The following is a 14,816-nucleotide window of genomic DNA, read 5'->3' as shown; positions in this document are numbered from 1 at the left end:
TTACCTTCCGCCGGTGCCACTCGGGGTGCGCCGGAGTCCCCTGACCTGGAGATTCGATGCGTCGCGCCCGTAAGTCCGCGCTGTTCCGAACAGCCCTGGCCGCCGTATTGGCTGCCGTCACTGTCCCGTTCCTTGCCCACGCTGCCTTCGGCGAGACAACGGCTCTGACCGCCCCTGCCGCTCAACTGTTCCCGACGCGTACCGGAGTCGGCATCACGTGGGAACCGGTCACCGCCACCAGCTACCAGGTCGAACGCCGGACGATGTTCGACTGGCAGACCATCAGCGGAATGTTGCCCTCGTCGACGATCAGCTGGATCGACGAGTCGATCGCGGCCGGCGCCACCGCCGACTACCGAGTCGTCGCCACCACCGATACCGAGTCCGCAACCAGCGGTGAACTCAAAGCCACGCGCCCCACCGACTACCCAGCCGTCGGCACCGTGGACGCGCTCGCCCTGGATGCGAACAGCGGCGCCGGCTTCACCTGGCTCAAGGACGAGGTCGCGGGCCCGGTCACTGCCTCCGCACCCGCCAACGGCACCCGGACGCTGTCGGCCGGCACGATCTCCCTGAAGATGCCCGCCTTCCTGGCCGGTGCGGGGTACTACGAGGTGCCGATCGAACTGACCCAGAGCGGCCGCACCTGTGCCACCACGGGCGTCTTCCGGGTCAAGTCACTGACCTACACGCCGGACCTGCAGCTCGAGACGTTCGCGAGCTCGCTGGGTGCCTCCTGCCCGGGTGCGGAAAGCACCGGTCTGCTCGAGATCCGGTACCGGAGCAAGTCCGGCTACCAGATCGTGTCCGTCACCCCGGACAAGCTGGACGCCGGCCGGGTCCTGGTCGGCAGCTCCAAGAGCATTCCGGTCACCATCCAGAACACCGGCAGCGACTACGTGCAGCTCGGCAACTACTCCTTCTCCTCCGGCGGCCGTGACTGGAAGGTGGCCGCTCGGGACTGCGGGCAGTACCTGCCGACGGGGGCATCGTGCACGGTGACCCTGAAGTTCGAGCCGACCCAGGCCCTCGGCGAAGTGGGCGACCGGCTGACGATCGGCGACTCGACCGGCCTCCAGCACCACGAGGTCAAGCTGACCGGCACGTCCGTCTCGTTGCCGAGCGCCCCGAACGTCTTCAACGTCGCGTCCACCTACACGGGCGTCGCACTGTCCTGGCAGACCTCGAAGACCGCCGGCGGTACGCCGGTCCGCGGCTACTTCGTGCACCGGTTCCTGGACGGTGTCGAGACAACGCAATGGGTCGAACCCGAAGCCAAGCCGTGGATGAGCCTGATCGAGACCGCCCCGAAGCCCGGGACGAAGTACGCGCTGTCGGTCGTCAACGAGATCGGCGAGGGTCCGGCCAGTACTCCGACGGCGGCCGGACGGCCGACCGAGCAGATCGCTGTCACCATCGGCCAGCCGAACACCGAGCTCGCCTCGTCGACGCTGTCCGGATACGTCGTACCCATTCCCACCGATCCCGAGCCCGTCACGCCGAAGGACTCCCTCGCCGCCGCGCCGGACGGCCGGGTCCTCGCGTACACCACGACCGACAGCGAGCAGATCCTCTGGACCCAGCTGATCGGCCCCGGCCAGCGCGGTGGAACGGGCAAACTGTGGACGTCCGCGGCGCCCATGACCCATCTGGCGTGGTCGCCGGACGGCTCGCGCATCGCCTTCCAGTCGCCCGAGAACGAGACACCGTGTGTGTACGTCATCCCGGCGGTCGGTGGCACGCCTGTGAAGATCGCCTGTGACGTGACCGGTCCGAGCTGGATGCCCGACGCCCAGACCCTGATCGTGTCGGACCGCCGGTTCGACGGCGCCGACCGCTTCGCCCGGATCCAGGCCGCGCCCGGCGGCGCCCGGGTGGCCACGCTGCCGGCGCCGACGGCGGCCGCGGACGGCGCGCCGGTGAGGGTCTCGCCCGACGGTCAGCGGGTCGCCTTCGGCGCCGGCTCCGACGTCAAGCTGATCTCACTCACCTCGGACAAGATCGAGGTGGCCGGATCCCTGGACTCGGCCGTCCGATCGATCACCTGGAACCCCGACGGCACGTCCCTGATGGCGCTGACCAGCGGGAACAAGCTCTACAGCGTCAACCCGAGCACGCTGCGATCGGTCGAACTGGACACCAACACGGTTGCTCCGCGCCGCGACATCGCCTGGCAACAGCTCCGCCTGGTGATCGCAGCACCTCCGCGGGTGGTCGGACCGAACGTCTCGATCCTCTTCGACAGTTCCGCGTTGCTGTCCGGTACTACGTTCACCTGCTCCGCGGGCGGATCAGCGCCGGCGCCGTGCAGCTCGCCGTACCAGGCGACCAGCCTGCGCCAGGGTGAGAACACGGTGACGGTCACCGCCACAGAGCCGGACGGCAGGGTCACCACCGTCCGCCGCACCGTGACCGTGGACGCGACGGGGCCGGTCGCCCGGGTCACCGCACCGGCCTACCAGTCGTCCGTCGCGGCGACGGCCAAGATCGCGGTCGCGGCGACGGATGCGGCCGGCGTGGCGTCGTACGACGTGCGCTACCGGCGGGCCTCGTTCGCCGGGCCGTACAGCGCGTACGTCCAGCCGTGGACGAACACGACCGCGACCTCGATGAGTCTCGCGGTGGCGGCCGGTTACGAGTACTGCGTTTCGGTGCGGGCGAAGGACAAGCTCGGGAACGTCGGCGTTTGGAGCGCGGAGCGCTGCTTCTCGCGGCCGCTGGACGACCGGTCGATGACGATGGCCACGACGGGTTGGGGCCGGGGATCGTCGTCGAAGTTCTACTTCGGGACCGACACCCAGACCACGGCGTCCGGGAAGGCGCTGACGCGAACCGTCCAGGGGAAGCGGTTCTTCCTGGTCGCGACGCGGTGCCCGAGCTGTGGAGCGGTGGCGGTTTACGCCGGGAACAAGCTGCTGACGACGGTCAACCTCGCCTACCCGACCACGCACTACCAGGTCCTACTCGGGCTGCCCGTGCAGAGCACCGTCTTCAGCGGAACGCTGACCGTCCGCACGGTCACCACCGGCAAGATGATCCAGATCGACGGCCTCGCGGTCGGCCGAAGCTGACGGTGCAGCTCGACAGGACGTGTCGCTCAGTCCGACACCGAGAGGTGCCGGACTGAGCGTGCCCCGCGACCCAGCGGGCGTACACGTCCTGTCGAGCTTGCACGTATCAGGTGAGGTGGTCGTAGTCGCCGCGGACCCAGGCGGCGTGACGATCCGCGGAGCGGCGTACGACGTTTTTGGCGTCGACCGGGATGACCGAGCCGAAGTTGTTGTAGAGGCGGTCGTACTCGAACGGGTCCAGGGAGCGGGCGACCCGGTCGACGACGGCGCCGGACAGTGGGATGCGGTTCGGGTAGCTGCGCATGAAGCTGACCGAGGTGCGGTCCGGGTTGGCGAAGATGGTGTCGCCGGACAGGATCACTCCCTTGCCGTCGGCACCGTTCGCCCAGTGCACGACCGCGCTGCCGGGGAAGTGGCCGCCGGGCTGGATCAAGGTCACTCCGGGTAGCGGGGTGAGCTCCCCGGACCAGGTCTTGATCACCGGGTCCTTCCGCGCGACCCACTCCTGGTCCGCCTCCGCCACGTACACCGGTACGTCGCCGAGGCGGTGGCTCCACTCCACCTGGACGCCGTACATGTGCGGGTGGCTGGCGACGATCGCCACCACGTCGCCGAGCGCGCGGACCCGGCCGACGGCGTCGTCGTCCAGGTACCCGATCGGGTCCCAGAGCAGGCTGCCCTCGGCGGTTGTCACCAGCATCGACTGCTGCCCGATCCCGACCGGCGGCTTCGAGCGGACGCCGTACAGGCCCGGCTCGACCTCCTCGATGGTGACTTCGGTGCCGGCCGCGGCCAGCTCTTCGAGCGTGGTCCAGTGCTGGCCGTCGGCGGGCACCCACTGCCGCTCGTCGGCACAGATCGCGCACACCTCGACCTGCTCCGAGTGCTCCACCGCACACGTCGCACAGATCCAGAAACTCACCGTAACTCTCCCCTCTCAGCGGAAGCCGCCAGTGTTTTCGTTCAAGCCCAGTTGAAGTCAAGGGCATCGAAGGGCCACCGTCGAGGGCCACTCCGGGCCCGGGTCGGTGGGCCACCGACGCGACCGATCTCACACCTGTCAGGACATTTCGGGGTCAGCGGCGGGACTAGCATCGAATCGGCCTGGATTCCGCCAGGCTCGGGAGCTCCGATCGGAGGACGGTTTGCCCAGCAAACCAGCCGGCACGCTCTACCGCGGCCGGGAGGGCATGTGGTCATGGGTCGCGCACCGGATCACCGGTGTCGGGATCTTCTTCTTCCTGCTGGTGCACGTGCTGGACACCGCGCTGGTCCGGGTGTCGCCGGAGGCCTACAACGAGGTCATCGGCACCTACAAGAACCCGGTCGTCGGCCTGCTCGAGGTCGGCCTGGTGGCGGCGATCCTGTTCCACGCCTTCAACGGCATCCGGCTGATCCTGGTGGACTTCTGGGCCAAGGGCCCGCGCTACCAGCGGCAGCTGATGATCGGCGTCGGCGTCCTCTGGGTCGTCCTGTTCGTCCCGTTCGTCATCCGCCATCTGACCCACGTGTTCGGAGGCTGAGATGAGTGACATCGCGGCTCCCCGGTCCAGCAGCCGCTCGCGGAACCTGAAGGGCGGCGGCCGGAACCGCTCCGGCCAGACCAACTTCGAGCTGTACAGCTGGCTGTTCATGCGGCTGTCCGGGCTCGCGCTGGTGATCCTGGTGCTCGGCCACCTGTTCGTGAACCTGATGCTCGGCGGCGGCATCACCGCGCTCGACTTCGGTTTCGTGGCCGGCAAGTGGGCCAACCCGCTGTGGCAGGTCTGGGATCTGCTGATGCTGTGGCTGGCCATGCTGCACGGCACGAACGGGCTGCGCACGATCGTCAACGACTACGCCGAGAAGGACCAGACCCGGTTCTGGCTGAAGGCCCTGCTGGTCACGGCCGCGATCGTGATCGTGGTCCTCGGCACCCTGGTGATCTTCACCTTCGACCCCTGCCTCGACCCCAACAGCACGTTGTCGGTCTGCAAGTAAAGGAAGTCATGCAGGTCCATCAGTACGACGTCATCATCGTCGGCGCGGGCGGCGCGGGAATGCGCGCGGCTCTCGAGTCCAGCAAGCGCACCCGCACCGCCGTACTCACCAAGCTCTACCCGACCCGGTCGCACACCGGCGCGGCCCAGGGCGGCATGTGCGCCGCGCTGGCCAACGTCGAGGAGGACAACTGGGAGTGGCACACCTTCGACACGGTCAAGGGCGGCGACTTCCTGGTCGACCAGGACGCGGCCGAGGTGATGTGCCGCGAGGCCGTCGACGCGGTTCTCGACCTCGAGAAGATGGGCCTGCCGTTCAACCGGACGGCCGAGGGCAAGATCGACCAGCGGTTCTTCGGCGGACACACCCGTAACCACGGTGAGGCCGTCGTCCGCCGATCCTGCTTCGCCGCGGACCGGACCGGCCACATGATCCTGCAGACGCTGTATCAGCAGTGCATCAAGCAGAACGTCGAGTTCTTCAACGAGTACTACGTCCTCGACCTGCTGATGACCGACGGCAAGGCGAGCGGCGTGGTCGCGTACGAGCTGGCCACCGGCGAGCTGCACGTGTTCTCCGCCAAGTCGGTGATCTTCGCGTCCGGCGGTTTCGGCAAGGTCTTCCGTACGACGTCCAACGCGCACACGCTCACCGGCGACGGCATGGGCATCGTGTGGCGCAAGGGCCTGCCGCTGGAGGACATGGAGTTCTTCCAGTTCCACCCGACCGGTCTCGCGGGGCTCGGCGTCCTGCTGTCGGAGGCGGCCCGCGGTGAGGGCGGCATCCTGCGGAACAAGGACAACGAGCGGTTCATGGAGCGCTACGCGCCGACCGTGAAGGACCTGGCGCCGCGGGACATGGTCGCCCGCGCGATGGCGAACGAGGTCCGCGAGGGCCGCGGCTGCGGCCCGGACGGCGCGTACGTGATGCTCGACCTGACCCACCTGGAGCCCGCGCACATCGACGCGAAGCTGCCGGACATCACCGAGTTCGCCCGCACGTACCTGGGTGTGGAGCCGTACACCGAGCAGATCCCGGTGTTCCCCACCGCGCACTACGCGATGGGCGGCATCCCGACCAACATCAAGGGCGAGGCGCTGGCCAACAACGACGACGTGATCCCCGGCCTGTACGCCGCGGGCGAGGTCGCCTGCGTGTCCGTGCACGGTGCGAACCGCCTGGGCACCAACTCGCTGCTGGACATCAACGTCTTCGGCCGCCGCGCCGGGATCGCCGCCGCGGAGTACGCCGAGACCGCGTCCTTCGAGGAGCTGCCGGACGACCCGTCGGCGTACGTCGTGGAGCTGGTCGAGGGTCTGCGGACCTCGGCCGGCGAGGAGCGGATCGCCGCGATCCGGGCTGACCTGCAGGCCACGATGGACCTGAACGCGCAGGTGTACCGCACCGAGGGCTCGCTGAAGCAGGCGCTGGTCGACATCGAGGCTCTCAAGGAGCGGTTCAAGAGCGTCGGCGTCCAGGACAAGGGCAAGCGGTTCAACACCGACCTGCTGGAGGCCGTCGAGCTGGGCTTCCTGATCGACCTGGCCGAGGTGCTCGTGGTGTCCGCGCTGGCCCGCAAGGAGTCCCGCGGCGGGCACTTCCGCGAGGACTACGACAAGCGCGACGACGTCAACTTCATGCGGCACACGATGGCGTACCGCGACGTCGATGCCGAGGGCAACGTCAACATCCGGCTCGACTACAAGCCGGTCGTGCAGACCCGCTACAAGCCGATGGAGCGCAAGTACTGATGGACGTCAAGGTCAAGATCCTCCGGTACAACCCCGAGGTCGTCGACGAGGCCGAGTGGAAGACGTACTCCGTCACGCTGCAGCCGACCGACCGGGTGCTGGATGCGCTGCACAAGATCAAGTGGGAGCAGGACGGCACGCTGACGTTCCGGCGGTCCTGCGCGCACGGTGTCTGCGGCTCGGACGCGATGCGGATCAACGGCCGCAACCGGCTCGCCTGCAAGACCCTGATCAAGGACCTGAACCCGGAGAAGGAGATCACCGTCGAGCCCATCAAGGGCCTCGCGGTGCTCAAGGACCTGGTCGTCGACATGGACCCGTTCTTCGAGGCGTACCGCTCGGTGATGCCGTTCCTGGTCACCAGCGGTCACGAGCCGACCCGGGAGCGGATCCAGTCGCAGGCCGACCGGGACCGGTTCGACGACACCACGAAGTGCATCCTCTGCGCGGCGTGTACGACGTCCTGCCCGGTGTTCTGGTCCGACGGGCAGTACTTCGGCCCGCAGGCGATCGTCGGCGCGCACCGGTTCATCTTCGACAGCCGTGACGAGGGCACCGAGCAGCGGCTGGAGATCCTGAACGACAAGGAAGGCGTCTGGCGCTGCCGGACCACCTTCAACTGCACCGACGCCTGCCCGCGCGGTATCGAGGTCACCAAGGCGATCCAGGAAGTGAAGCGGGCGCTCATCTTCCGCCGAGTGTGAGGGTGGGCCTCTCCTCGCGTAAGATTCCTCCGCCGACCTGACCCGCCTCGCCGGGGACATCTCTGCCTTGGGGGGTGACTGTGGAGCCGCGCCTGCGGGAGCTTTCCGACCGCTACTACCGTCGCCTGGCGGAGGTGCTGGAGCGCTGTGGCCTACCCCGCAGCATGCCGCCGTTCCTCGTCCTCGGGGTGCTCGCGGCGACGGCCTCGATCGTTCTCGCGGTCGTGCACCTGGCGTCCCACCGGTCCGCGTCCGACGGGCCGATCGCGATTGCACCGGCCGCCGCCGGGCGGTCCGGCAGCTCGGTGGTGAACTCCGAGCGGGCCCAGGTGCTGTCGGTCACGATGGTCACCCGGAACCGCTGGGCGGCCGGCTGGTCGGACTGCACCAGCGGCCCGAACTGCCGGTACGCCGCCGTCATCGACCGCGACGGCTCCCGCGCCGTCGCCCCCGAGTGGCCGGTTCCGTATGCGACGCTCCGGGCCGGCAAGGAGGCGATCGCAGTCGCACCGCCGCTCGAGGGCACGCTGACCGGCGCCGCGACGATGATGTTCCGGCTGACGTACGACGGGCCGGTGCTGACCCGGCTCCGGTACCGGTTGCCGACCTCGACGTTCGACGAGGACGAGATCCTCACCGACCGGATCGTGCCGGGGTCGATCGTCGTGGTGAACCCCCAGGAGTCCTCGGTCCGGCTGCTCAAGACCCGGGGCACCCGGTCGCCGGTCTGCGACGACAGCGGCCGCTGCTGGATCCTGAGCGGGATCGGCCGGACGGACATGCTCTGGACCGACGACGGCGGTCGCACGTGGGGCTCGCGGGCACTCGACAGCCACAACCAGCTCGGCCGGCTCGCGGTCAGCCCCGACGGGCGCACGCTGCTGACCACCGCGGTGGCGGTCGGCGCCAACGGCCAGAGCGTCTCGAAGATGGAGCTGTCCACCGACCGCGGCGCGAACTGGACGACGATCCAGGACCCGCCTGCCAGCCTCAGCGCGTCGCCGCTCGCCTTCGACGACGGCACCGCCCTGCTGCTCGGCGGCCGCGCCGGTGACCGCCCGCGGCTCTACCGGGTCCGCGACGGCGCCGCGAAGCTGGACCGCGGCTACCCCGGCGACCTCGCCGACCTGGCCGGCGACTCCGACCTGATGTACGGCTTCGAGGTGCCGAAGCGCCGCACCACCGAGGTCGTGCTCAGCACCGACCGAGGCGCCACCTGGACAAAGTTCGCCCCTCGCTGACCCTCGCTCCGCTGCTGCGTCTCCACCCCCAAGCGCCGCCCGCCTCCACGGCCTACACCCGTCCACCTGTTTGAGGGGTTCACCTCGCAAACCGCCCCTTCACCTCCCGCATGCGATGGGCGAAGGGGCAACGTGAGAGGTGAACCTCTCGAACGGCTGCCTGCTCAGTGGTGTTTGGCGGCGCCCTTGAGGGTCTTGTCGACGGCGTTCTTCGGGCCGTAGAGCGCGATCCCGACCAGGTCCAGCTCGCCGGTCGGCACCGCCTTCACCGCGGCGCGGTTGTCCTGGTCGTTGCCGGTCGCAAACAGGTCCTGGGTGAACACCGAGTGCTCGATCCCCCGCCCGAGCGCCCGCTCGTGCGCCGTCGCCATGAACTCCTTGGACCCCTCGAACACCATCACCGGCTGCCGAAACATCGGCAGGTACTGCACGCCGTCGGCGTCCTCATAAGCCTCACCCACGACCTCCGGACGCGTCCCGGCGATCCCACTGACCAGAAACGCGGTCACGTTCAACCGCTGCCACACAGCCAGGTCGTCCCGCAACAACACAGCAATCTTCGTATCGAACTTGTCCACAGCTAGATGGTCCCCGGACCACGGGCAGCGGTCTTGTACGTTCTTAACCACCGGTCAGCAGTTCCGTGACCTGAAGGGTCAGGTAGAGGGACCGCAACAGCGCGACCGGCGGCTCGGCCCCGCAGCCGGTTGGGTACACGTTGAACCCCGCCGCCCGGAGCGCCTGATGGTGTCTGTCCAACTCGTGGTTGAACGCACCGGCCGAGGCCGCCGCGGTGCCGCGCTCGGCCTGCCGGACGAGCCAAGCGCGCAGGTCCAGCAACTGGGCTGGTTGCGCGCTGGCGGGCGCGATCGAGGGCTGTCCGGCCGTACGACGCCGTCGTGGCGCCCCGGCACCGAAATGGAGCGCCTCGACGGCATCCCCGGCGGGGCGATCGGGGTGGATCAGGCTGAGCGGTTCACCGGTCAGTCCCCCCGCGGTGCGCCTGATTCTGGCCACCACCAACGTGCCCGGCGCCGGCTCCGGACGTGACTCGATCCCGTCGACCGCATGGCTGGTCTCCGCCGAGTACGGCACGCCCAGCGGCAGGACGTCACCCTCGCCGTCGGTGACCGGCCATTCGAGCCGCTGCATCGCCTCGTCGAAGTACGCCGGAGCGAACGCGGCGGGGCGCAGTACTGCCCACTCGCGCTGCGGGCCGTCCCGCTCGAGCAAGCTCAGCAGCCGCCCACCGAGCAACGCCGACCACCTGTCGGCAACGGGTACGGCGGCGGCGATCGCGACGCCCGTCAGCGGATCGGCGAAGGCGTGCGTGCTCTCGACGCCGGACAGCCGGCCGGTCGAGGTCAGCCGGGCGCCGGTCAGCTTCACGCGGGCGCCGGTCGCGTCCGACGGGCTGTGCAGGCCGTCCCACGGGCCGGGTGCGGTGTACCGGCCGCGCGGGTCGAAGAGCAGGCTGCTCGGCCGGCTGTCCGTCCAGGTCACCGGTCGCTTGTCGTCGACCGACCAGAAGACCACGGTCAGCCCCGCGAAGCCGGACGCGGTCCGCCAGGGGAACGCGCCGAGGCCGACCAGCTCGAGCCTGCCGGCCTGTTCGAAGCGGCCACGTGCGGAGCCGACCAGCCGCGGCGCATCGCCGAGCTCTCCCAAGGCGCTGACCAGCGCGTACGCGGTCGCCAGCTGCTCGAGCAGCGTCTGTTCGTCGGCCTGCGCCGAGCGGGCGAGCGTCAGCTCGATCTGCCCAGCCGTTCCGCGGAGCAGGCCCGCGAGCCGGTAGTACTCGGCTCCTTGTGCCGAGACGGTGAGCGTCTCGTAGCGCTGATACAGGGACGGCGAGAGATGGGCGACCCCGAGCTGGACGGTGTCGCACAGCAATCGCTCGACGGCCGCTCGGAGCCTGGCGCGGCCCTCGCCATCGGCCCTCGGCGCCACTGCCCGGCGCTCGACGGGCTCCAGCTCCAGACCGCTCGCCCGTTGGTAGGCCAGGACGACCGCGATCCGGTACTTCTCCAGCGACGCGAGCTTGCCGTCCGCGACCAGTCCATCGAGTCCGCCGCCCATCCAGCGGAAACCGATCCGTGGACTCGACAGCGTCAGCACCAGATGCTGTCCCTGCTCGATCCGGATCCCGTGCTCCGGGTCCAGATCCTCGACGTACTCACGGGCCCAGCGGTACGCCGCCGCACCGGCGAACGCTCTCAGCTCGGCCGTCGTGATCCGCAGCAGGTCCTCACCGACCTGCTCGTCCTCGGGACCGTCGTCGGTCAGCCACAGTCCGGCGGCGACGATGTGCTGACAGGTCGAGCCGCTCGGGCAGCTGCAGGTCGCGCCGGTCGGCCCGGTCGCGTCGAAGGTCACCATCGCCGATCCCAGCGCCACCTGGAGCGAGTCCGGGCCGTCGGCGACGATCGACGGCGACTGCTGCTCGAGGTCCTTGCGGGCTCGGCGCAGCAGGCCCTTGGAGGCCAGAGCGGCCCAGGCGTCGTCGTCGTACCGCCGGAGCACGGCGGTCAGCCCGGGCTTGATGCTCATCCGGTCACCTCGACCAGCCAGGACGCCAGCTGTCCCGGTGTCAACGCGGCGATCTCCATGCCCTCGTCGGCGAGCCGGCCCGCCATCGCCTTGTCGTAGAAGGGTTCCGCGGCCCCGTCGAGCGCCGCCAGCCCGAGCAACCTCACCCGGGCCTCGGCCAGGCCGCGGACAGCCCGGATCAGATCGGTCGGTGCGCCGCCCTCGCAGAAGTCGGTGACCAGGACGAGCACGGTCCGGTGCGGGTTCTCGACGAGCTGAGCGCAGTACCGGACGGCCTTGGCGATGTCGGTGCCGCCGCCGAGTTGCACCCGCATCAGGACATCGACCGGGTCGTCGGCGTACGCCGACAGATCGACGACCGACGTGTCGAACACGACCAGCCGGATCCGGAACGCCGGCAGTCCGGCGAGGATGCCGGCCATCACCGCGCTGTGGATGACCGAGCCGGCCATGCTGCCGCTCTGGTCGACGCAGACGATGATGTCCCACGGCAGCCGGCGCGCGTTCCGCTCGAAGAACAGCACATCGGCCAGCACGATCCGCCGGCCTTCGAGGTCGTAGTTCTTCAGGTTCCGGCGGATGGTGCCGTGCGGGTCGAAGTTGGCCGCGACCTTCAGCGGGGAGTGTCGGTGCTGGTTGAGCCGCCCGGCGAGGGCGGCGCGGATCTCCAGCTCGAGCCGGCGGCGCAGTTCCTCGACGACCTGGCGGATGATCCGGCGGGCGACGGCGAGCGTCTCCTCGCCGAGATGCCCCTTGAGCATCAGCAGGGTCTTCAGCAGATCCTCGTCCGGCTCCATCCGCTCGAGCAACTCCGGATCGGTGATCAGCTCGGTCAGGCCGTACCGGTCGAGGGCGTGCCGCTCGACGATCTCGACAGTCTCCCGCGGGAACAACTCGCGGACCTCGGACAGCCAGGTGACCAGCGCCGGCGCCGACGCGCCGCTCCCGCCCGGCTGCAGCTGGTCCGGCCGCGAACCATCGCCGCCACGGACGCCGCGACCGCCGTACTCACGCCCGTACAGGAAATCCAGGGCGGCCTCCATCCGGGCCTGGGCACTGCCGGCGGGCGCGGACCCGAGCTGCCCGTTCGCGTACCGGCCCAGCACCAGGCGCCACCGCTCGACGTCCGCGCTCACGCCGACCAACCGCTCAGGCCGTCACGTTCGAGCAGCGCCCGGGCCTGTTCGGAGATCTGCAAGCGGCGTTGCACCTCTTCGGCGGTGGCGCTCGCGATCGTCAGCGAGCCCAGATCCGGCAGGCCCTTGAGCGAGGCGACCAGCTTCGCGACCCGATCTGTCTCGACCGGCGTCAGATCGGCGAACGCGAGCCGCAGCTGGGGCAAGTGCCGGACGAACGTCGCCTGATCCCACCCCGTCAACCGGCGATCGAGTTCGGCGAGCAGACTGCGCTCCTGCCAGGCCGCCTCGCGGGCCGTCAGGAGCAACCCCGACACGAACGCGACTCCGGCCACCGGCGACACCCCGCCGGCCAGGTGCCCGGCGACGCGGGTGACCACCTCGTCGGCGGCGGAACGGCCCGCGGAATAGGCGATCCCGGCCGCCGCGCCCTGAACGAACGGTTCGGCGTGCCCCTCGGCGCTCCGGTCCACGAGGTCCCAGTACAGGTCGGCGTCGAGCTCACCACCCGTCTCGGCGACGAGCAGATCGCGCAGCCGCACCAGCGCGTCCGCGGTCGGTCGTGGATCGCCGACGAGTTGCCGGCCGAGATAGACGGCCCGCTGGTACGCCGTACCCACCAAGGCCGGGACCTCGCCGAGCTTGCGCGCCTCGAGTGGTTCGCGGGCCTCCCAGAGGAGGGCGAGTTGCGTGACCGCGACTCCGACCGCCGCGAACGACGCGTCCGCCGCGACGCTCGCCCCGACCAGCTCCAGCGTCTCGCCGACCCGGTCGTGCAGGCCGACCACGCAGGCTTGTGCGAGGAGCGCGACCGCCTCCGGAGCGCCGACGGTCGTCGTACGGCGTTCCGCAAGGAGCTCGGCGAACCGCGTCGTCACCGCGGTCGGCACGGTCGAACCGTACATCGATGCCTCGACCAGCGCGCCTTCGGTGAGCGGCGTCCAGCTGTAGTCCCACTTCTCGTGCAGGCGGCCAAGGCCGGTGCCGTGCACGAAGTCGGGGCCGGCGGTCCGGGTCGCGAACGGCACCCCGAGGATCGCCAGGCCGTGCAGGAGCCGTGAGGTCTCGCGATGGGCGGCGTTGCGGTACAGGTCGAGCGAGGTCGACTGGCGGCCGAGGTCGTCGACCCGGATCCGCTGCTGCCGAAGGCGCTGCCGGGCGTCCTCGACGAGCGGTGTCCGCCCGGCGCCCGGTGGAAGTCTGCCGGTCGCGTCGCCGGTCAGCGTGTACGTGCTCGCTGCGCGGACCAGCACACCTTCGACGTCGGCATCGCCCTTCACGAAACAGCTGAGCACGGCGTCGAGCAGATCGCTGCGCAACGGCGCCGGGCGCTCGCGCAGTGCGGCCAGCCGCAACGACTGCTCGAACGCGGCCACCACTGAGGGCAGCGGCAACGGCAGCCGATGCCGGTCCCGCAGCTCGGCGCTGATGTCCAGCAGCGCGGTCAACGTCGCCGCGACGCGCGGATCCTGACCGGCCGGTGGATCGACGAGATTGGACCAGAGCCGTTGGTGCCACGCGGGCGACGTCATTCCGGCGCCGTACCCGTTGAGCCGCTCCAGGCGCTCGAACGTGTAGCGGATCAGCGCCGAGTCACCCGAGACGTTCGGGACGTCGATTGCCGGTCGAGCGGGCGGATCCGCCAGCAGGGCAGGAAATGCGACCGCATGGAATCCGCCGACGACCACCAGCACCGGCCCGTCGTCCGCGTTCCGGGTCGCCAGCGCCTCGCGGACATGCCACACCATTTCGGCTTCGCGCGACGTCGTACCGTCCGCGGCCAGGTCCTGCTCGCTGCGATCCGCGCGAGCCATCACGCAGTACGCCGCCATCCGGGCGATCTGCTCGGCCGTGCCGCTCGTCGGCGCGTCCGACTCGAACAGCAGCTCCCACAGGTCCTCGTCATCGGCGCAACCGAGCCGCTTCGCCAGCAGCCGGAGACTCTCGCTGTGCCGGAAGTGCCGCTCGTCGAGAAGCGACGCGCCTTCCTCGCCGATCTCCTGCGGCACCTGCTCCACGAGATGCTGCTCGGCCAGATCCAGGTCGATGAAGCGGCTCGGGATGCCGGCGGCGGCAGCGTCCCGCAGCGCGACCAACTCGGGTGAGTAGTCCAAGAACGGGTAGTACGCCGCCCAGCGATCGGCGTCACGCGCCGCGTAGGTGTAGACGGCCAGCGGCATCTCGGCGTCCGCATGAGTCAACAGCGGGATCAGCGCAGTGAAGGCGCGCGGTCCTTCGACGAGCACCTGACACGGGCGATGCTCCTCGATGAGGCGCCGTACCAGCAGCGCGCACGCGGGACTGTGGTGCCGGACCGGTACGACGACCAGGTCGTCACGGACCAGCTCGGCCGCCAGGTCCCGCACCTCCCCCGCGTCCATCG

Annotated in this window: 11 protein-coding genes; 6 read left to right on the top strand and 5 right to left on the bottom strand. The window is 69.8% G+C overall.

The genetic code is table 11. The annotated features are described in order from the left end of the window. Nucleotides 1–56: 56 nt before the first annotated feature. Entirely contained in the window at nucleotides 57–3,071 is a 3,015-nt protein-coding gene (locus tag ACWEOO_RS24705) for a hypothetical protein (RefSeq protein ID WP_452145008.1), read from the top strand. A 106-nt stretch (nucleotides 3,072–3,177) separates the two neighbouring features. Here the strand turns inward: ACWEOO_RS24705 and ACWEOO_RS24700 are convergent, their stop codons facing one another. Then, nucleotides 3,178–3,993: a hydrolase gene (locus ACWEOO_RS24700; protein WP_452145007.1), complete on the bottom strand. Its 816-nt coding sequence runs from the start codon at nucleotides 3,991–3,993 to the stop codon at nucleotides 3,178–3,180. A 223-nt stretch (nucleotides 3,994–4,216) separates the two neighbouring features. Here ACWEOO_RS24700 and sdhC point away from each other — a divergent pair, with 223 nt between their 5' ends. The 5 genes from sdhC to ACWEOO_RS24675 all read left to right on the top strand — a co-directional run bounded on the left by sdhC (nucleotide 4,217) and on the right by ACWEOO_RS24675 (nucleotide 8,747). Then, nucleotides 4,217–4,594, top strand: a complete 378-nt coding sequence (gene sdhC / locus ACWEOO_RS24695; RefSeq protein ID WP_363710339.1) for a succinate dehydrogenase, cytochrome b556 subunit — start codon at nucleotides 4,217–4,219, stop codon at nucleotides 4,592–4,594. Nucleotide 4,595: 1 nt separating this feature from the next. After that, nucleotides 4,596–5,051 carry a succinate dehydrogenase hydrophobic membrane anchor subunit gene (locus ACWEOO_RS24690; RefSeq protein WP_363710338.1) on the top strand — a complete coding sequence of 152 codons (456 nt, stop codon included), beginning with the start codon at nucleotides 4,596–4,598 and terminating at the stop codon, nucleotides 5,049–5,051. An 8-nt stretch (nucleotides 5,052–5,059) separates the two neighbouring features. Next, entirely contained in the window at nucleotides 5,060–6,802 is a 1,743-nt protein-coding gene (gene sdhA, locus ACWEOO_RS24685) for a succinate dehydrogenase flavoprotein subunit (RefSeq protein WP_359941805.1), read from the top strand. After that, nucleotides 6,802–7,506 carry a succinate dehydrogenase iron-sulfur subunit gene (locus ACWEOO_RS24680; protein ID WP_359941808.1) on the top strand — a complete coding sequence of 235 codons (705 nt, stop codon included), beginning with the start codon at nucleotides 6,802–6,804 and terminating at the stop codon, nucleotides 7,504–7,506. Before sdhA ends, ACWEOO_RS24680 begins: the two co-directional genes overlap by 1 nt. Before the next feature lie 74 nt (nucleotides 7,507–7,580). After that, nucleotides 7,581–8,747 (top strand): WD40/YVTN/BNR-like repeat-containing protein, encoded by a 1,167-nt coding sequence (locus tag ACWEOO_RS24675; RefSeq protein ID WP_452145006.1) that lies wholly within the window; start codon nucleotides 7,581–7,583, stop codon nucleotides 8,745–8,747. 164 nt (nucleotides 8,748–8,911) lie between these two features. Here ACWEOO_RS24675 and ACWEOO_RS24670 read toward each other — a convergent pair whose 3' ends face one another. From ACWEOO_RS24670 to ACWEOO_RS24655, 4 genes are read right to left on the bottom strand one after another with little or no spacing between them, the layout of a single operon-like run. Then, complete coding sequence (locus tag ACWEOO_RS24670; RefSeq protein WP_452145005.1) at nucleotides 8,912–9,325, bottom strand: DUF2000 family protein; 414 nt, start codon at nucleotides 9,323–9,325, stop codon at nucleotides 8,912–8,914. Nucleotides 9,326–9,368: 43 nt separating this feature from the next. Then, nucleotides 9,369–11,297, bottom strand: a complete 1,929-nt coding sequence (locus ACWEOO_RS24665; protein WP_452145004.1) for an SWIM zinc finger family protein — start codon at nucleotides 11,295–11,297, stop codon at nucleotides 9,369–9,371. Beyond that, a complete protein-coding gene (locus tag ACWEOO_RS24660) occupies nucleotides 11,294–12,433 on the bottom strand; it encodes a VWA domain-containing protein (protein ID WP_452145003.1) in 1,140 nt (379 codons plus the stop codon). Before ACWEOO_RS24660 ends, ACWEOO_RS24665 begins: the two co-directional genes overlap by 4 nt. After that, nucleotides 12,430–14,814 carry a DUF5682 family protein gene (locus ACWEOO_RS24655; RefSeq protein WP_452145002.1) on the bottom strand — a complete coding sequence of 795 codons (2,385 nt, stop codon included), beginning with the start codon at nucleotides 14,812–14,814 and terminating at the stop codon, nucleotides 12,430–12,432. Before ACWEOO_RS24655 ends, ACWEOO_RS24660 begins: the two co-directional genes overlap by 4 nt. Nucleotides 14,815–14,816: the final 2 nt, after the last annotated feature.

Source organism: Kribbella sp. NPDC004138, assembly GCF_053603655.1.
The sequence above is the reverse complement of the archived record's forward strand: the minus strand, read 5'-3'. Positions and strand labels throughout refer to the sequence as shown.